This window comes from Streptococcus parauberis NCFD 2020 (genome assembly GCF_000187935.1).
Lineage (GTDB): Bacteria > Bacillota > Bacilli > Lactobacillales > Streptococcaceae > Streptococcus > Streptococcus parauberis.
This window is the reverse complement of sequence record NZ_AEUT02000001.1, coordinates 67,738-86,576: the sequence shown is the minus strand read 5'-3', so window position 1 is coordinate 86,576 and position 18,839 is coordinate 67,738. Positions and strand designations below refer to the sequence as shown.

The window sequence follows — 18,839 nt, the reverse complement described above, 5'->3', positions numbered from 1 at the left end:
AAAACTTCCAGGATTGGAAGTTTTTTTAGATTCTATCTTTTAATTTCTCCACAAATAGATAAGCTGCTGGGCAGATTAAGGTATTTTTTAGAGTTAATTGATTAATTTGATAGATTTTTTTGCGGTCTGTATGAGGGAATTCTCGACAGGCTTTTGGACGAACATCATATATACTACAGAGATTATCATCCCCTAAGAAGGGACAGGGCATCGACTGAAATATTTTATCCCCGTCTTCGTCCACTTGTAAAAACATGTTCTCAAAAGCTGGCATCTTCATTTTGAAATGTTTTGAAATGCGTTGAATATCTGCTTCTGTAAAGAGTGGCCCTAAACTTTTACAACAATTAGCACACTTGGTACAATCAATTTCTTGAAAAACCTCTTGATGTACTTCTTGAACAATTTTATCCAAGTTCTTAGGTGCTTTCTTTTTTAAGGTCGCTAAGAATTTGCGGTGTTCTGCCTGTTTTTGTTGGGCTAAATTTTTATACTTTTCCAAGTCAATACTCATACTTGACATGTTTTCTCCTCTTTTTATAGACTATCTTTGCCTAAATAATATCACCCAGTAAACCCTTCATGAATTCTTCAGAGTCGAATTGACCTATATCATCGATTTTTTCTCCAAAGCCGATGAACTTAACAGGAATATCCAATTCTTGTCTGATGGCTAAAACGACGCCACCTTTTGCTGAGCCATCAATTTTTGTCAAGATAAGGCCAGTAAGTGACATGATTTTTGAAAACTCTTTTGCTTGGCTAAGCGCATTTTGTCCTGTTGAGGCATCTAAGGCTAACAAGGTTTCGTGAGGAGCATCTGGGATAACGCGTTTGATAATGCGACCCATTTTTTCCAGTTCAGCCATCAGATTTTCTTTGTTTTGCAATCGACCTGCGGTATCAATTAATAATATATCAACATTTTCAGAAACTGCTCGTTCAACACCGTCAAAAACGACGGAAGCAGGATCAGCTTTTTCTGGTCCCATAACTACTGGTACATCAACGCGTCGTCCCCATTCTGCTAACTGAGCAACTGCACCAGCACGGAAAGTATCTGCTGCTACTAACATTACTTTTTTGCCTTCATTTTTATACTTGTATGCGAGTTTCCCAATTGAAGTTGTTTTACCTACACCATTAACCCCTACAAGAAGCATAACTGTTAGTCCTTTTTGGTAGTTAACAGCTTCATTATAGACGCCATCTTTTTCATAGATATCAACTAATTTTTGAACAATGACACGACGAAGATCTTCTGGCTTTTTAGCATTTTCTAATTTCACTTCCTGACGAAGCTCATCAGTCAGCCTAGTTGCCACTGATACACCAACATCAGATAAAATGAGCATTTCTTCTAATTCTTCAAAAAATTCTTCATCTACTCTTCTGAAATTTGCAAAGAAAGCATTTAATCGAGCTGTAAAACCAGTTCTCGTTTTAGCTAGTGACCGGTCATACTTATCTTGGTCACTTTCATTTAGCTCGGCGACAATAACTGGTTCAACTTCTGTAATGACGGGATCAGCTTTAGGTTGAATTCTTCCTTCACGGATATCTTCTTCAAAAGCTGCCTTGCGTTTGTAGTATTCTACCATCATTTGAATGCTAGAAGCTGAAGGCTGAACTGATTGTGACGCTATCATTTCGGAATCTACTCTTTCAGACTCAGATTCACTTCTTGTCATATCTGGTTCATCATCAAGAGCTAAATTTTGGTCATCAGAAGATAAGTCTTCATCTTGATTATTTTCAGTCATTGCTGGACTGTCATCACTCTTTGTCATTTCTTCTTCATGAGCCATGTTCACTTGATTAGTATCCAGTTCAGGTGTTTCGACAATTTCTTGAATATCTAATTTTTCTTCATAGTCATCGCTGTCTTCAATAATCTCCACAGACTCATTATCTAGATTTGCTGATAAATCTGGTTCATCATCAAAGACCTCAAAGTCGTCATCATTGTCACCATCATAGAAAGGAACATCTGTTTCCAAAGGGTTTTCCGATTCACTCTCATCTTCGAAAGGTTTCTCATCAGACATTTCCATCGGAAAAACTTCTTCTAACTGCTCCTCGTCAACCTGTTCAATCTTTTCTTGTTCAGTATCAAGGTTTTGATTTTCTTCTTTTTTATGTCCGAATAGACGATCAAATAATCCCATTAGTCTACCTCATTTAATATGTACTTGTGAATTGCTTGTGCAACACCAGACTGATCATTTGTTAAAGTTGTGACGTCATCTGCAACTTTTTTTGCTTGGGACGTCGCGTTAGCCATTGCAATACCGAGGCCAGCCCACTTAAGCATGGATAAATCATTGGCTTCATCACCCATAGCCATCACATTCTTTGCCTCTAAGCCGAGGTGTTGGCACAAAAGGTTTAGACCAAAGGCTTTATTAATTCCTTTGGGCATGACTTCAAAAATGATATCACGTGATTTAAAGGATTCGTAATTTCCAAACAAGTCTTGATTTGCTTTAGCTAATTGTTGATCCAAATAAGTCGCGTCTGTAACTGTTACAATTTTATTATAAACAATCTTTTTAGACAAATCTTCAATCGAGTCAATTTCAATAAAAGATAATAAAGGGTTGGCTAGGTAATATTGGGAATGACACCCATCCGAGCTTGGAATACTATAGACCGTTCCTTCACTTAAAATATCAGTCGGTAAACCAATTCTATCTAGTTCCTGATGAATCACTTTGACATCGGACAAAGCTAAAGCACTCTTGTCTAAAATCAATCCCGTATTTTTTTGAACCAGTCCGCCATTAAAGGTAATTGAATAATCTTCTTCATTGACTAAATCAAGCTCTTCAAGTAGATTACCAATAGCTTTTAGGGGACGACCAGTTGTAATCACAACTTTGACGCCTTTGTCACGCACAGCTTTCAATGCTTCTTTATTAGCATCTGTTACTGTTTTTTCAGTGGTAAATAAGGTTCCATCTAAATCCAAGGCTAAAATTTTAATATCAAACATCTCTAACCAACCCTTCTAAATAGCTCAAAACAGAAGCATCATTACAATGACCAATCACTTCTTGACTAATTGCTTTTATTTCTGGTCTAGCATTTTCTGTGGCAATAGCTGTGCCCACATACTCGAGCATTTGAAAATCATTGAGATTATCTCCAAACGCCATGACTTGATTGGCTTCAATTCCCAATGCTTTACACAAATGCTCCATCCCAAAACCTTTATTAACTTCTGTTAAAATCACATCAATCGATTCAAAACCAGTCGTCACAGCTGTAATATATGGTAATTCTCGATCTAACCAATCACTACCATCTAAAACTGTATCACCTGAAAAAGTTGTCGTAATCTTATAAATGGCATCATCATCCATTTCATCAAAATCTGAGATAATTTTAACATTTTCATAGTAATGATAAATTTTATCAATATATGCTTGGCCCGCACCTTTTAAAATATAAGCCGCTTTTTGACCTGAAAAAGTCAAACCTGCCCCAGTATAATGAGGATTAATCAATATTTTCTTAGAAATTTCAATATACTGCTCTTTGGTTAAAAAGTCGGAGAAGATAACTTGACCTTGGTATTGAACAACTGAACCATTTTCAGCAATAACAGCAATCTTATCCAGATGTTCTTTAAATAATTCATCAATGGCTAATACTGACCGGCCACTTGCCACAGTAAAAATAATTCCTTTTTCAGCAAGTTTTGGAAGCAAATTTGCTAAACGGTCCTTATCATAAGTACCATCTTCTTTTAAAAAAGTTCCATCCATATCTGTTGCTACTAATTTTATCATGTTCCCCTACTTCTATTTATGATAAGAATCCTAGATTTTCTGATTCCTTTAATTTAACAGAAACAACTTTTGAGACTCCTGATTCTTGCATGGTAATACCATAGATACTGTCTGCTGCAGCCATTGTTCCCTTACGGTGTGTCACGACAATAAATTGACTATTCTTGTCAAAACGGTTAAGGTAGTCCCCAAAACGCTTAACATTAGCTTCATCTAAGGCTGCCTCAACTTCATCCAAAATTACAAAGGGAATTGTCTTAACTCGTATAATGGCAAATAGCAGTGCTAAGGCTGAAAGTGCCTTCTCACCACCAGACATAAGGTTCAAGGATTGAATCTTCTTACCTGGAGGTTGCACGGAAATCTCTACCCCAGCAGTCAACAAGTCTCCATCTGTTAGAACCAAATCAGCCGTTCCTCCGCCAAACATTTGACTAAAAGTCTCTTTGAAGCTTTCTCTAATAGCCTCAAAGGTAACTTTAAAGCGAGCTTTCACTTCATTATCCATGTTGCCAATTGTTCCTAACAACATATCTTTAGCTCGATTTAAATCAGCTTTTTGAGTATTTAAAAATTCTAGACGTTCTGCCACTTCGTCATATTGTTCAATAGCATCTAGGTTTATTGGACCTAACTGTTTAATTTTCTTCTGAAGTTGTTTGAGATTTTCTTTTGCCAAGTTAGCATCTTCCACGGCTCTACAGTCTTTTTGAGCATCCTCCAGTGTCATTTGGAAATCTTCAACCAGTGCTTTGGCATGACTCCGTAAGCGATCTGATACCTGTTCCACTTCAGCTTCTAGTTTTGTTTGTTTGCGGATAAAGTCCTCATTTTGGAACTGTAATTTGGTTAATGAATCTTCTAGTTCCTCTAATAATGCAGCATAATCTTCATTTTCAAAACGTAACTGAACTAATCTTTCTTCTACGCCTTGTTTGCTTTCTGCCAATTTTACAAGTTTCGTTTCGAAACTTGGTAATTGGTCAATATGTTCTTGTGAAACATGCAGTGTTAAAAGATCCTCTTGCTGACTTATATGATCTTGTGTAGATTGAATCCTATTTACTAGAGATTCCAAATTACTTCTTTCAAAACGTTGCTCATTAAGCAAATCACGTTCCTTAAGGCGTTTTTGAGATAAATCTTCCATAATCTGATTTTTCTTATCAGCAATAGCATCCTTGTTGGACTTGATATCATCAATATCTAGATTTAATTTTTCTTTTTGTTTAGCCAATTCAACTAACTTCTCTTCAAGAATCAATTTCTCATCTTGATTTTTTGCCAATTGTGACGTTTGATCATTAGTATCAAGCACCTCAAGTAAGGCACTAGCATCTTCAAAACGTTCTTTAACCTGTTGATAAAAGAGATTTGCTTTTTGTTCAGCAAGTCGAGCTTGCTCACCTCTTGTCTTGAATTCTTCAAGTTGAGCTTGTTTTGCTTGCAATTGTTGGAGCAATCCAGCAACCACTTTTTCTTGGTTTTTTAGATCCTGATTTATGGCCAATAGCTCTGCTGAGACCTGATCTAATTCTGGCTGAATGAAAGTTGAATTACTCTGTCTGTTAGCCCCCCCTGAGAAGGACCCCCCTGGACGTAATTCCGTTCCGTCTAAAGTAACAATTCGCACTTTATAATTTAACTTTTTAGCTGCGCTATTGGCATGGTCAATCGTGTCAAAAATAGCTGTGACATTAAGTAAATTTTTGATAATTGCATCTAGTTTCGAATCATAAGAAACGAGGCTTTGTGCTGTTCCAATAAATCCTGGACTAGTTTCTAGTTGCTTCTGGAAATTATCGGCTAAGTAACGTGCCTTAATTGTAGTTAAAGGTAAAAAGGTTGCTCTACCCTGGCGATTTTGTTTTAAATAAGCAATGGCATTTTTAGCAGATACTTCATTTTCAACAATAATATGCTGACTACTTGCACCTAAAGCCACTTCCATAGCTGTTTGGTAATCTTTATCAAAATTGAGATGTTCACTGACAGCTCCTAAAATGCCACCTATTTGTTTTGCATTCTGGAGAACTGCTCGCACGCCTGCATAAAATTGACTATGACTTCTTTGAATCGACTCTAAACTGGTTTGGCGAGCTTCTTTTGCCTTTTTCTGATCTAATATATCAAATAATTTATTTTGAGCAAGCTGATAATTTCCTTGTTCTTGACCAACTTTCTGATCTAAATCTTGATAGTTTTTTAATAGTTTTGCAACTTCTTGTTGACTTGCTTGAAATTCTTCAAATGCTTGTTTTTTTTCAACTATTAAAAGATCAACTTTCTGACTAGTCTCTTGATACTCTTTATCCTGATTAGCTTTCGTTAATTTTTCTTGCTCAATGTTGTTCACTAATAAACTAAGCTTATTTGATATGTCTGCCTCATCTTGCATCAGCTTGACATAGTCTTCTCTTAAGTCCTCTATAACTTGGTCAGGATCAGTTGAAAAGCGAGCCATCTCTTCAGTTAAACGGACAACTTCTTGACTAAGTTGACTAAGTTGAACACTGACATTTTCTAAACCAAGTGTTTTTTCAGATTCCTGGTTTTGCAAAGTAAGCAATTCTTCTTTAAGTTGTTTGATTCGACTACTAGCTTCTTCTTTTTTCTCACTTTTTTGACTTTTTTCAAGTTTAATTAATTCAATCTGACGTTCCAAATCAGACAAAGCTTTCGTTAACTCCAGTAATTGACCTTGTTTCAAGTCCATTTCTTGAGCAACTGTTTGTCTTTTTGTCTTTAGGCTTTGATTTTCATTTTCAAGCTTTTCTCGATGTTGGTGATAAGCAGTCATATCTTGCTTGATTGCTGACAATTCTTCTTCTTTGGTAGTTAATAGTACTTTATCCAGAGCAATATCACTGACTAAGATATCCAATTGGAGTTGACTTCTATCTTCATCTAAAAGAATAAACTCTTTAGCCGTTTTTGCTTGTTTTTCTAAAGGTGTAATTTGAGTTTCTAACTCATAGACAATATCATCAAGGCGGTCAAGATTATCTTGCGTTTGATTTAACTTACTTTCAGTTTCTTTTTTACGTGTTTTATATTTTAAGACTCCCGCAGCTTCTTCAAAAATAGCTCGTCTTTCTTCAGCTTTACTATTAAAAATTTCTTCAACACGTCCTTGTGAGATGATTGAAAAGGAATCTTTACCCAAACCTGTATCCATAAATAAATCATGAATATCACGGAGTCTAACTTTTTTACCATCTATTAGATAATCACTATCCCCGTTACGATAGATGTGACGTTCAACTCGAATTTCCTTATTCGCATCCTTGATAAATTGATCTGAATTATCTAAAATCACTGCCACTTCAGCAAAATTCAAGGCATTACGACTCTCTGTCCCAGCAAAAATAATATCTGGCATCTTACCACCACGAAGACTCTTGGCACTTGATTCACCCAAAGCCCATCTAAGACTTTCAGTAACATTACTCTTGCCAGAACCATTCGGACCAACTACTGCTGTAACACCTTTATCAAATTCAATTTTTGTCTTATCAGCAAAGGATTTAAACCCTTGCATTTCAATTCTTCTTAAAAACATTTATTCCTCTTTTAACTGCTCAAGAGCATTCTTAGCGGCAGCTTGTTCAGCTAATTTTTTTGATTTGCCTTTTCCTTGACTCAAGGTTTTTTCATTCGAAAGGACAGCTACTTCAAATACTTTATCATGAGCTGGTCCTTCTTCACTGATAACCTGATAATCAATGATAATATCACCTTGAGATTGTAAAAGTTCTTGTAAATTTGTTTTATAATCCATAACCTGTTCAAAGGTTCCTTTTTCAACTTGTGGAATCATTACTTGGTATAAGAATTTACGAACTTTTTCAACACCCTTATCTAATAAGAGAGCCCCTAAAAACGCTTCAAAGAGATCCCCTAAGATAGTATCGCGATTTCGTCCACCGGATTTTTCTTCTCCTTTGCCCAGTTTGATGTAATTATCAAAAGTGCAGAATCGCGAGAAGCCAGCTAAACTTTCTTCGCGTACGATCATTGATCTTTGTTTTGACATATCTCCTTCAGCTTTATTAGGATATTTTTCAAAAAGATATTCTGAAATAATCAATTGAAGAACAGCGTCTCCTAAAAATTCCAAACGTTCATTATGTGAAATGTTTAGGAGGCGGTGCTCATTTGCATAAGAGGTGTGTGTAAAGGCAGTTTCCAGTAAGTTTCTATCAGCAAAAGTAATATCAAATGAATCTTTTAGTAAGACTTCTAGCTTTTTCATAATTTCTCCTTTTCATTTGTCTACACAGAGACTAGTCTATTATACCAAAAAAATCAGCTAGAAGCTTGATCTAACTGATTTTATAATTTATTCTATTCTAGATATCTGTCAAAGGACTAGCCGTATCAGGGGAGGTATCGTAGACTTTGAAATCAGAACCGACAGCTAAGTCTGCCATAGCTAGTTGATTTTCCATCGTCATATGAGCCAACTCTTTGATATTATTTTCTTTACTCAAATGTCCAAGATAAATCTTCTTAGTAGCATTTCCCATACTTCGTATCATAGCTTGTGCACCATCTTCGTTAGATAAATGCCCTCTATCAGATAATATACGTTGTTTTAAGCTCCAAGGATAGCCACCAGATCTTAAAATTTCGATGTCATGATTTGATTCAATCAAGTAACCATCAGCATTTTCAATAATTCCCGACATGCGATCCGAGACATAACCAGTATCAGTCAACATGACAAAGGATTTGTTATCCTTCATAAAACGATAAAACTGCGGATCATGGGCATCATGACTAACTCCAAAACTTTCAATATCAATATCACCAAAAGTCATGACTTTATCCCGATCAAAGATATGTTTGTGTTCGGAATCAATTTTGCCAATCATATTGCGGTCATCAATTATTTTCCAAGTATTTTGATTAGCATAGATATCTAAATGATATTTTCTAGCCAATACCCCGACACCTTTAATATGGTCAGAATGTTCATGTGTAATCAAGATAGCATCTAAATCTTCAGGTTTCCGATCAATCTCAGCTAAGAGACTTGTCATTTTTTTACCAGTGAGTCCTGCATCGACCAAAATCTTTTGCTTTGGTGTTTCCAAGTAAAAACTGTTTCCTGTTGAACCAGAGGCTAATATACTATATTTAAATCCAAAATTCTCCATAAATTTAGTCGATTTCGTCCTCCCATTCATCAACATCATCATACATAACAGCTTCTTTATCATATGGTAAGACTATTGTAAAAGTTGAACCTTTACTATACTCACTTTTAGCCCAAATAAAGCCTTGATGCTGTTTAATTATCTCTTTTGCAATTGATAAGCCCAGACCAGTCCCACCTTGCGCGCGACTTCTTGCTTTATCCACCCGATAAAAGCGGTCAAAAATAAGAGGTAAATCTTTTTTCGGAATACCCAATCCTTGATCAGAAATGGAAATAATGAGCTGATTATCAGTTGTTTTCATTTTAACTGTAATTTTACCACCATCAGGTGAATATTTAATAGCATTATTCAAAATGTTTTCAACGACTTGAGTCATCTTATCATTATCAATTTCAACCCAAATTGAGTTAATTGGATAATCTCGAATAATCTCATAACTTTTACCTGAAATGGTATTTTGGTTTTTGACCAAATCAAAACGATTCAAGATAGAAGTCATAAAGGCAGTGAAATTGGTCATCTCAACCGTCAAACGAGTCGCCTGATTATCAATTCTTGATAAGTTCAAGAGATCAGTTATCATTCGCATCATCCGGTTTGTTTCATCTAATGAAACCTTGATGAAACTTGGAGCAATATCTTCTTTTATGGCACCTTCATCCAATGCTTCCAAATAAGATTTTACAGACGTGAGCGGTGTCCGCAATTCATGACTTACGTTAGAAACAAATAAGCGTCGTTCACGTTCTTCTTTTTCTTGCTCTGTTGTATCATGGATTACAACAACTAAACCAGAAATAAAGCCACTCTCTCTTCTATTCAAAGCAAAACGTAACCTTAACGAATTAAATTCTCCAGTTTCATCACGACGACTAATTGTAACAATTGGTGTTTTAGAAACTAACTCCCGATATGTATAGGGTTCATCAGCATCTAACAAATCCGTAATATTCTTTTTAAGTGCTTGCTCTTTGGTCATGTTAAGCTGATTTTGAGCCGTTTCATTGATCATCAAAATCTGACCAGAACGGTCGGTCGCTAAGACTCCATCGGTCATATAAGCCAAAATCGACGCTAAACGATTTTTTTCTTGGGCCAAATTCTCATGGGTTAACCGAAAAACATCTGATAAATCATTTAATTGCTCAGATAAATCCATTAATTCCATATCAGCACGCAAGTTAATATCGTCTGTATAGCGTCCATTGATTAAGTCTCTAATTTTTTGACTCATCTGTTTAATGATTTTTGCATTACGATAATCACGAACTGCCAAATGTACAAAGTAAATGGCAACAAAAATCAAAAGTAAGAGAATCGATAGTTCAAATAAGGATAAATTTCCTATAATATTATTAGTCATGTGCCTTCATATAATAGCCAACACCACGTCTTGTCAAAATGTATTCAGGACGGCTAGGCGTATCTTCAATTTTTTCTCTCAAACGACGAACAGTTACATCGACAGTTCGAACATCGCCAAAATAATCATAACCCCAAACCGTTTCAAGCAGGTGCTCACGAGTCATAACTTGACCAATGTGATTTGCTAAATGATGCAACAATTCAAATTCACGATGGGTAAGCTCAACTTCATTACCATATTTTTTGGCAACAAAGGCATCCGGAAGAATTTGTAAATTTCCGATAGTTAATTCTTGTGTACCAGAGATAGCATTTTCCTCTGCGACTGCTGTTTCAATCGTCTCAGTTCTTCGTAAATGAGCTTTTACACGGGCTAATAATTCACGATTTGAAAAAGGTTTGGTCACATAGTCATCTGCACCGATTTCAAGCCCAATAACTTTATCAAATTCACTATCTTTAGCAGAAAGCATAATAATAGGGATATGACTTGTTTTGCGAATTTCCTTAGCTACTTCAAGACCATCCAACTCAGGAAGCATTAAGTCGAGAATAACTAAGTCAGGTTTTTCTTCTTCAAAAGCAGTTACAGCTTCACGCCCATCAAAGGCAGTAATTGTATCATACCCTTCTTTTGTTAAATTGAATTTGATGATATCTGAAATTGGCTTTTCATCATCGACAATCAGAACTTTTTTCATTAAATAACTCCTACATTTTATTTTTTAATTGCCAAAAGCTTGATACTATTGGCCTCTTCATATTCATATCTATATGATTATACCAAATTTCAACTATAAAAGACAATTGCAGCTATCAGATTACAGAAAATAGTACTGTAATCTAAATATTCTAAAAATTTTGACATGGTTGGCTAATTATGATAAAATTACCTCAATACTTTTTATGTCAGAAAATCTGACATAATCAAAAACAGAAGGAGACATTATGGCACTAATTGAATTCAAAAATGTTGAAAAATATTATGGAGACTACCATGCGTTAAAAAATATTAACCTGAGTATTGAAAGTGGCCAGGTGGTCGTTCTTCTTGGTCCGTCAGGCTCCGGAAAATCTACATTGATTAGAACAATCAATGGCTTAGAAAAAATTGAATCTGGTAGTTTAGTTGTAAATAACAAAGAAATTGCAAGTAAAACTGCCAAGGAATTGGTCGAGTTACGTAAGGAAGTCGGAATGGTCTTTCAACACTTCAATTTATATCCTCACAAAACAGTTTTGGAGAATGTTACCTTAGCTCCCATAAAGGTTTTAGGTTTACCTAAAAAACAAGCTCTTGAACTTGCAGAAAAGTATCTCACCTTTGTTAACATGTGGGATCGTAAAGATTCCTACCCTTCGATGTTATCAGGTGGTCAAAAACAACGTATCGCAATTGCTCGAGGATTAGCAATGCAACCTGAATTACTCTTGTTTGATGAACCAACTTCAGCGCTTGACCCAGAAACTATTGGGGATGTACTTGCTGTTATGCAAAACTTGGCTTCTGGTGGGATGAATATGATTGTCGTGACCCATGAAATGGGATTTGCTAGAGAAGTTGCGGACCGTATAATTTTTATGGCTGATGGGGAGGTTTTAGAAGACACTACTGATGTCGCTGGCTTCTTTGATCATCCGAAAGAGCCTCGGGCGCAGCAATTCTTAAGCAAAATTATCAATCATACTAGTGATCGTATTCCGGCTAAGAAAATATCAAAACCTTAAGGAGGTAGTTAGATGAGTAAATTGAAAAAATTACTGGCTCTACTCCTTTTTGTTCTATTGAGTATCTCCAGTCTTCAACAAGTGAATGCCGACAGCAACAAATGGTTGTCTTCTAAGGAAATCAAGAAGATCCAAAAAGCAGGAATTATTCGAGTTGGTGTTAAACAAGACGTTCCAAACTTTGGCTACTACAGTCCAGACACTGGTAAGTATGAGGGGATGGAAGTCGAGATTGCTAAAGATATTGCTAAATCATTAGGTGTCAAAGCTGAATTTACGGCGGTTACAGCACAAACTCGTGAGGCCTTATTAGATAATGGACAATTGGATATGATTATTGCAACCTATACAATTACTCCTGAACGCCAAGCAAACTACTCTTTTTCCAAACCATATTATTTAGATGAAGTCGGTTTCTTAGTCAACAAGTCTGATGGCTTTAAATCAATCAAGTCACTAAATAATAAAACGATTGGTGTTGCTCAAGGATCAACCACTAAAGTAGCTATTGAAGAATTTGGCAAAGCAAACAATCTTCATTTCAAATTTGTTCAATTAGGATCTTACCCAGAACTAGCTATCTCTTTATATTCAACAAGAATTAGTGCTTTTTCTGTTGATAAATCAATCTTAACTGGTTATCAAAGTAAGCAAACACAAATTTTATCCGATGGTTTTAACCAACAGGCCTATGGTATTGCAAGTACTAAAGCAAATAAAAACCTTACCAATTACATTAATGACTTAATTAGTAACTGGCAAAAAGATGGCCATCTTAAAGCTATTTATAAAAAGCACCATTTAAAACCAGCTAAGGCTGACAAATAAGAAAGGAGCACTTATGGCTATTTTAACAGTAGTAACCAGTCCCTTTGCCCTTTCAAGATGGCAAAGTTTCTTTCAAAATTTAGATATTTTCTTCAAAGCCTTTTTATACACACTTGGCATGTCCATTGGCGCACTTCTCTTAGCCTTAATTTTAGGAACCATTTTTGGAGCTATGTCTACCTCAAAAAGAAAAAGCTTTCGAACTATCGCGCGTATCTACGTTGAACTATATCAAAATACACCTTTATTGGTTCAATTAGTCTTCGTCTTTTACGGACTTGCCATTATTACGCACGGGCACCTTATGATTTCGACGTTTATGACCGCTGTGCTCTGTGTCGGGATTTATCATGGCGCATATATCGCAGAAGTTATTCGTTCAGGAATTGAATCTGTGCCTCGGGGTCAAATCGAAGCGGCATTGTCTCAGGGATTTACATATGAACAAACGATGAGCCTAATCGTTTTGCCACAGGCCTTAAGAACTATCTTACCCCCAATGACCAACCAAGTGGTCAACCTGATTAAAAATACCTCAATTGTTGCCATCATTTCCGGTGCAGATATTATGTTCACTGCTAAAGCATGGGCATATGATACAACTAACTACGTCCCAGCATTTGCTGGAGCTGCTATTTTATACTTCATCTTATGTTATCCCTTAGCTCACTGGGCGCGTCATAAAGAAGAAGAAAACAAGAAAACTTATTCAGTATAATAGGAGGAAAGCAAATGTCAGAATTATTTTCAGGTGCCAACCTTACTTTTATCTTGAAAGGTTTTGCCCTAACACTCTATATTTCATTCGTTTCAATTATCTTATCAACCATCTTTGGAACAATTCTCGCAATCATGCGAAATGGAAAGAATAAGTTATTTAAAGTCATTTCTGGAATCTATATTGAATTTGTCAGAAATGTTCCTAACTTACTTTGGATTTTTATCATCTTCTTAGTTTTTCAAATGAAATCAACACCTGCCGGTATTACTTCCTTTACGGTTTTCACCTCAGCTGCTTTAGCAGAGATTGTCCGTGGCGGTTTAAATGGTGTAGACAATGGACAAACTGAAGCTGGACTGTCACAAGGTTTGAAGCCGTCGCAAGTTTTCCTTCTGATTGTCTTTCCACAAGCCATTCGCAAAATGTTACCAGCAATCATTTCTCAATTTGTCACTGTTATCAAAGACACATCGCTCTTGTATTCAGTAATTGCGATACAAGAACTATTTGGTAAGAGTCAAATTTTAATGGGGAAATTCTTCCAGGCTAAAGAAGTCTTCGCATTGTATGCTTTGGTTACGGGAATTTACTTTATAATCAATTTTATCATTTCAACACTATCAAGACGCCTAGCCAAGAAATGGGCACAGGCAAACTAAAAAAGGATCATTGGATCCTTTTTTTATCTTTAAAATTCACTAATTTAAGAAATCTTATTTTCCACTTATAGTACTGACTTTGTTTTTTCACATAACGATAAGGACTTCTACCTTTATAACCATAATATCCTTTGCCATTAAAATAGGACTGATCAAATTCGTCTGCTGCCCGATCATACCATCGTTTAACAATTAGCTTTGGAGAACGATATCCTTTTGAAATATCACGTCTAAATTGAGGATCATGTCGTCTGATTGGGTCAACATCTAAATCCCAGTGTCGTAAACCTTCTGTTCCATAATTAAAACTAGCACCATTAACTACACCACGTTCTGTAACTAATTCTGCGTCTGTTTCGTTAAGAAAGTTACCAAAACTGTCCAGAATAAATTCCGTATGGAATTTCATTAAAAGCTTAATATTATAGGAAATTTCATCATCCGGGAAAATCACTTGTCCATCTTCAAATTTCAATTTATTATGCAAACGTGACGATTCTTTAAAAGAATAATCGACTTGCTTTCGCCAAATAAAAGGCCCTCGTTTTTTTCTTAAATAAGAGGCCAGAGCTTGGGCATCAGTCATACCTTCTTTTTTGAAATTATTTCTTACATACTGAGCTTGCTGACTTGAGATGATATATCTAAACTGGTGAAGTCCTTTTTCTAATTTTCCTGGCTTACCAATACTACGTTCTGGAAAGGCCTGATTAACTTGCGCAGCAAACTCTTCCCAAAAATAATGATTGGGTTCTAAATCAGGATGGAAATGTTGCAGAATAGTCTTGGTTTCTTCGATTTGACCAGTCAGTTCTTTAGGAAGCTTGGCAATAGCCAAAACAAATTGTAAAACAAATTTGGGATTTTTATCAGTTTTATGAATGTTCCAATAAGTTAGAAAGAGAGGAGAGCCGATTCGGTAATCAATTCCGGGAAAATCATTAACTAAAGCTAAATCCTTTTTTGTCCAACCAATAGATGCCAAAAAGCGTAACTGCTGATAACGTTTTTCAATTGGTTTAATTGCCATAGAACTCCTCCTCCCAAAATGTTTTTTTCTATTATAGCTTATTTCCTAAAAAATCACACATGAAAAGAAAAAGAGTGGACAGAAATCAGTAATTCTGAGAATTTTGATTTTGTCGTCCCAATTAACACCTGCTTCTTATATAAAATTCTAAAAAAAGCTGAGACTCTGACCCCAGCTTTTTTTGAATTATATCATTCCTAAAATAACATTATATAGTAAGGCACCTAAAACCCCACCAACAATTGGGCCAAGAACAGGAATCCATGAATAACCCCAATCTGAATCGCCTTTATTTGGGATTGGTAAGATAGCATGGGCAATACGTGGACCTAGGTCACGAGCTGGGTTGATTGCATAACCAGTTGTGCCACCCAAACCAAATCCGACAACCATAACTACGAAACCAACAATCATAGCACCAAAACCTGATGATAATTTATTTGGACCTAAAGCCATTACAGTGATGACTAGAATAGCAGTTCCTAGTGCTTCACCTAAGAAGTTTGACCATGTGTGACGAATGGCTGGTGCAGTAGCAAAACAACCTAGAATGCTTGCTGAATCTGGTGTTTCTTTCCAGTGAGGATAATAGTGTAAGAACAAAAGAATTGCGCCACAGATAGCTCCAAGCATTTGTGCAATTAAGTAAATTGGAACTTGTCCCCAAGGAAGTGCACCAATTGAAGCCATTGCTAAAGTTACAGCAGGATTTAAATGAGCCCCACTCATGAAGCCAGTCATGTAAACAGCAATAGTTACAGCAAGTCCCCAGCCAAGAACAATAACGACCCAACCACTGTTTTGTGCTTTTGTTTTATTCAAAACTACGCCGGAAACGACACCATCACCTAAGAGAACTAAGACCATAGTTCCTAGGAATTCACCTATAAAGTTCATTATTAACTCCTCTTATTTTTTAATTTCTAATTCACATAATTGTTCCAAAACACCTGCTTTATCAACACCTGCTTGAATTAAAGCAGCTGCAGTGTAGGCCCCTTCAACAACCGGAACAGACATAATTTGAATTTTTTTGTCAGAAAAATCAATCGCCATTTCCAAATTCATTCTGGCAGAACCTAAATCGAAGAAAGCTAGTAAATCATTAGCTGAGTTATCATCAATGATTTCCTGTACTTGTTCAAAGCTTGTACCAATTTCACCGTCCTCATTACCACCAACGTAGGTAATTGAAACATCCTTAGCAACTTGCTCAAGTAAATCGACAATCCCTTGCGCCAAATTTTTTGAATGGGATACAATGATAATTCCTAATTCAGACATTATTCAACCTCCGCTTCTAACATGGCTTTGAAAAGTAGTGAAGACGAACAAGCCCCTGGATCAATATGACCAACCGACCGTTCACCGACATAAGAGGCACGCCCCTTAGTTGCCTTGATATCCTTAGTTGCTTCTAATGCCTGATCAATCACCTCTTGACTCAAATTGCCAGCTTTAAGCGCATCGACTACTGGCGACCACATGTCGACCATGGTTTTTTCCCCAACTTCAGCCTTACCTCTTTTTTGTATCATAGCTAAGCCTTCCGACAAGATTTCTGCTAAAGGCAGATTTTGGTCGGCTTTAGCCATTCCCATAAAGGCAGAGCCATATAAGGGGCCGGAAGCCCCGCCGACTTTACTCAAAAGTTGCATTGCCACCATTTTGAATAAGTCTTGACTGCTCTCAAATTCCTTGCTTTCAAGTTCAGCCACAACAGCCGCCATGCCACGCGCCATATTACCACCATGGTCACCATCACCAATTGGTGTGTCTAATTGACTGAGGTAGTCTTTGTTATCATTAATTTTATTGTTGAAATTACTTATCCATTTTTTTACTTTTAATAAGTCCATAGGCACTCCTTACCAAGCTACAGTTTCTACGGGGGCAGCTAATGCGTCAATCCACTCAACGTCTTCAAATTTAATTAAGGTTAGTGACAAGCCTGCCATATCAATAGCAGTCATGTAATTGCCTATCTTCTTGAAGTTAATTTCGAGGCCTTTTTCTGATAAGATGTGAGCAACATCATTAGCAAAAACATATTGTTCCATTAAAGGTGTAGCTCCTAATCCATTGATTAAAAGTCCAAAAGATTGTCCTTCTTGAATATCAAAATCAGAACTCAATTTATCAAGTAATTCTTTAGCTAATACATTTGAAGCTTGTAATTTTTCTTTTTTGTATCCTGGTTCACCATGAATACCTACACCATATTCAAATTCATCATCTTCTAAAACAAAACCTGGTTTGCCAACTTCTGGTACAGTTGCTCCTGATAGTGCTAAACCAATTGTTTTGATATTAGGAACTAGTTTATCAGCAATTGCTTTAACTTCCTCAAGTGATTTTCCATTTTCGGCAGCATATCCTAATATTTTATGGACTAAAATTGTTCCTGCAACACCACGACGTCCTTGCGTATAAAGACTGTCTTCTACGGCAATATCATCATCGACAATGACGCTGGCTACTTTAATATCTTCCATTTCAGCCATTTCTTGAGCCATTTCAAAATTCATGATATCACCAGAATAGTTTTTAATAACCATGAAAACACCGGCACCTTCATCAGCTGCTTTAATTGCTTCTAAAATTTGGTCTGGGGTTGGTGAAGTAAAAACTGCTCCACAGATTGCTGCTGAAAGCATCCCTTTTCCAACAAAACCAGCATGAGATGGTTCATGACCTGATCCACCACCTGAAATAATAGCAACTTTACCATTTTTTTCGGCTTTACGTACAATAACATCAAAGCCTTCTAAACGTGTTACTAGATCGCCATGCATATAGGATAAACCTTTAAGCATATCATCAACAATTTGACTTGCGTCATTCATGATTTTTTTCACGAGATTACCTCCAAAATTTTGTTTACGCTTTCATTTTAACTGTTCTTTGATTTTTTTAAAAGGGACAATTAAATAAATTTGTCCATATTCTTTTGTAATGGCTTTTGATAAGCTATAATTATAGAGATGATAATGATAGAAAGGGAATCTTATGGCAACGTCACTGATCACAAAAAAACGAATCGCCAAAGCCTTCAAAAAGGAATTAGAATATAAACCTTTTGATAAGATATCCGTCGTTGATATCATGGACCGTGCTGGGATTCGTAGACAAACTTTCTATAATCATTTTATTGATAAATTTGAGCTCTTAGATTGGATTTTTGAGACTGAACTGCATGAACATATCACCAATAATCTCAATTATATTACTGGTTTTCAGTTGTTAGATGAACTTTTATTCTACTTTGAACAAAACAAATTATTTTACGCACAACTCTTTGCAATCAAAGATCAAAATGATTTTTACAGTTATTTCGGCAACTATTGTCTAATTCTAATTGAAAAAATCATTTCTGAAATTGAACAAAAAGAAAATTTGTCCATTGCAAGTGACTATCATGAATTTCTCAAATATTATCATGGTCGAGCATTGGCTAATATCATTAAAACCTATGTCACCACAAATGACTTTTATCCACAAACTAAGTATATCAAAGAAATAATCACACTTTCTTTAAAAGGAAACTAG

At 36.0% G+C, this 18,839-nt stretch carries 19 protein-coding genes; 5 read left to right on the top strand and 14 right to left on the bottom strand.

What is annotated here, in order from left to right; translation table 11 throughout:
- Window positions 1-25 precede the first annotated feature (25 nt).
- The 9 genes from SPB_RS00490 to yycF form a co-directional block, all read right to left on the bottom strand.
- The gene (locus SPB_RS00490) at window positions 26-514 is read right to left on the bottom strand and encodes a YkgJ family cysteine cluster protein (protein WP_372236788.1); all 489 of its coding nucleotides are present in this window, start codon (window positions 512-514) and stop codon (window positions 26-28) included.
- A gap of 40 nt (window positions 515-554) precedes the next feature.
- The gene (gene ftsY, locus SPB_RS00485) at window positions 555-2,168 is read right to left on the bottom strand and encodes a signal recognition particle-docking protein FtsY (RefSeq protein WP_003105727.1); all 1,614 of its coding nucleotides are present in this window, start codon (window positions 2,166-2,168) and stop codon (window positions 555-557) included.
- Entirely contained in the window at window positions 2,168-2,995 is an 828-nt protein-coding gene (locus tag SPB_RS00480) for a Cof-type HAD-IIB family hydrolase (protein ID WP_003103220.1), read from the bottom strand. Before SPB_RS00480 ends, ftsY begins: the two co-directional genes overlap by 1 nt.
- On the bottom strand, window positions 2,988-3,794 hold the full coding sequence (locus tag SPB_RS00475) for a Cof-type HAD-IIB family hydrolase (RefSeq protein WP_003105546.1): 807 nt from the start codon (window positions 3,792-3,794) through the stop codon (window positions 2,988-2,990). The genes SPB_RS00480 and SPB_RS00475 overlap by 8 nt, the downstream gene beginning before the upstream one ends.
- A 16-nt stretch (window positions 3,795-3,810) precedes the next feature.
- Window positions 3,811-7,356, bottom strand: coding sequence for a chromosome segregation protein SMC (smc, locus tag SPB_RS00470; RefSeq protein ID WP_003104847.1), 3,546 nt, complete (start codon window positions 7,354-7,356; stop codon window positions 3,811-3,813).
- A complete protein-coding gene (gene rnc / locus SPB_RS00465) occupies window positions 7,357-8,049 on the bottom strand; it encodes a ribonuclease III (protein ID WP_003103277.1) in 693 nt (230 codons plus the stop codon). It lies immediately after the preceding gene.
- A 97-nt stretch (window positions 8,050-8,146) separates the two neighbouring features.
- The gene (locus SPB_RS00460) at window positions 8,147-8,956 is read right to left on the bottom strand and encodes an exodeoxyribonuclease WalJ (protein WP_037619792.1); all 810 of its coding nucleotides are present in this window, start codon (window positions 8,954-8,956) and stop codon (window positions 8,147-8,149) included.
- Window positions 8,957-8,960: 4 nt separating this feature from the next.
- Window positions 8,961-10,322 carry a cell wall metabolism sensor histidine kinase VicK gene (vicK, locus tag SPB_RS00455; protein WP_003103813.1) on the bottom strand — a complete coding sequence of 454 codons (1,362 nt, stop codon included), beginning with the start codon at window positions 10,320-10,322 and terminating at the stop codon, window positions 8,961-8,963.
- Window positions 10,315-11,025 carry a response regulator YycF gene (yycF, locus tag SPB_RS00450; protein WP_003102576.1) on the bottom strand — a complete coding sequence of 237 codons (711 nt, stop codon included), beginning with the start codon at window positions 11,023-11,025 and terminating at the stop codon, window positions 10,315-10,317. Before yycF ends, vicK begins: the two co-directional genes overlap by 8 nt.
- Window positions 11,026-11,272: 247 nt before the next feature.
- On the opposite strand from yycF, the gene SPB_RS00445 reads away from it, so the two are divergent.
- Genes SPB_RS00445 through SPB_RS00430 form a run of 4 tightly spaced genes read left to right on the top strand, consistent with a single transcriptional unit; the run spans window position 11,273 to window position 14,260 of the window.
- A complete protein-coding gene (locus tag SPB_RS00445; protein WP_003102773.1) occupies window positions 11,273-12,052 on the top strand; it encodes an amino acid ABC transporter ATP-binding protein in 780 nt (259 codons plus the stop codon).
- A gap of 12 nt (window positions 12,053-12,064) precedes the next feature.
- Entirely contained in the window at window positions 12,065-12,880 is an 816-nt protein-coding gene (locus SPB_RS00440) for a transporter substrate-binding domain-containing protein (protein ID WP_003105408.1), read from the top strand.
- 13 nt (window positions 12,881-12,893) lie between these two features.
- The gene (locus SPB_RS00435) at window positions 12,894-13,598 is read left to right on the top strand and encodes an amino acid ABC transporter permease (RefSeq protein WP_003104614.1); all 705 of its coding nucleotides are present in this window, start codon (window positions 12,894-12,896) and stop codon (window positions 13,596-13,598) included.
- A gap of 14 nt (window positions 13,599-13,612) precedes the next feature.
- Window positions 13,613-14,260: an amino acid ABC transporter permease gene (locus SPB_RS00430; RefSeq protein ID WP_003104005.1), complete on the top strand. Its 648-nt coding sequence runs from the start codon at window positions 13,613-13,615 to the stop codon at window positions 14,258-14,260.
- Window positions 14,261-14,267: 7 nt separating this feature from the next.
- Here SPB_RS00430 and SPB_RS00425 read toward each other — a convergent pair whose 3' ends face one another.
- The 5 genes from SPB_RS00425 to dhaK all read right to left on the bottom strand — a co-directional run bounded on the left by SPB_RS00425 (window position 14,268) and on the right by dhaK (window position 18,148).
- Window positions 14,268-15,290 (bottom strand): DUF3114 domain-containing protein, encoded by a 1,023-nt coding sequence (locus SPB_RS00425; protein ID WP_003105201.1) that lies wholly within the window; start codon window positions 15,288-15,290, stop codon window positions 14,268-14,270.
- A gap of 186 nt (window positions 15,291-15,476) precedes the next feature.
- A complete protein-coding gene (locus SPB_RS00420; RefSeq protein WP_003106064.1) occupies window positions 15,477-16,187 on the bottom strand; it encodes an MIP/aquaporin family protein in 711 nt (236 codons plus the stop codon).
- A gap of 12 nt (window positions 16,188-16,199) precedes the next feature.
- Window positions 16,200-16,574 carry a dihydroxyacetone kinase phosphoryl donor subunit DhaM gene (gene dhaM / locus SPB_RS00415; protein ID WP_003104071.1) on the bottom strand — a complete coding sequence of 125 codons (375 nt, stop codon included), beginning with the start codon at window positions 16,572-16,574 and terminating at the stop codon, window positions 16,200-16,202.
- Window positions 16,574-17,149 carry a dihydroxyacetone kinase subunit DhaL gene (gene dhaL, locus SPB_RS00410; protein WP_003105739.1) on the bottom strand — a complete coding sequence of 192 codons (576 nt, stop codon included), beginning with the start codon at window positions 17,147-17,149 and terminating at the stop codon, window positions 16,574-16,576. Before dhaL ends, dhaM begins: the two co-directional genes overlap by 1 nt.
- 9 nt (window positions 17,150-17,158) lie before the next feature.
- Window positions 17,159-18,148, bottom strand: a complete 990-nt coding sequence (dhaK, locus tag SPB_RS00405; protein WP_003102442.1) for a dihydroxyacetone kinase subunit DhaK — start codon at window positions 18,146-18,148, stop codon at window positions 17,159-17,161.
- A gap of 151 nt (window positions 18,149-18,299) precedes the next feature.
- On the opposite strand from dhaK, the gene dhaS reads away from it, so the two are divergent.
- Complete coding sequence (dhaS, locus tag SPB_RS00400; RefSeq protein WP_003103591.1) at window positions 18,300-18,839, top strand: dihydroxyacetone kinase transcriptional activator DhaS; 540 nt, start codon at window positions 18,300-18,302, stop codon at window positions 18,837-18,839.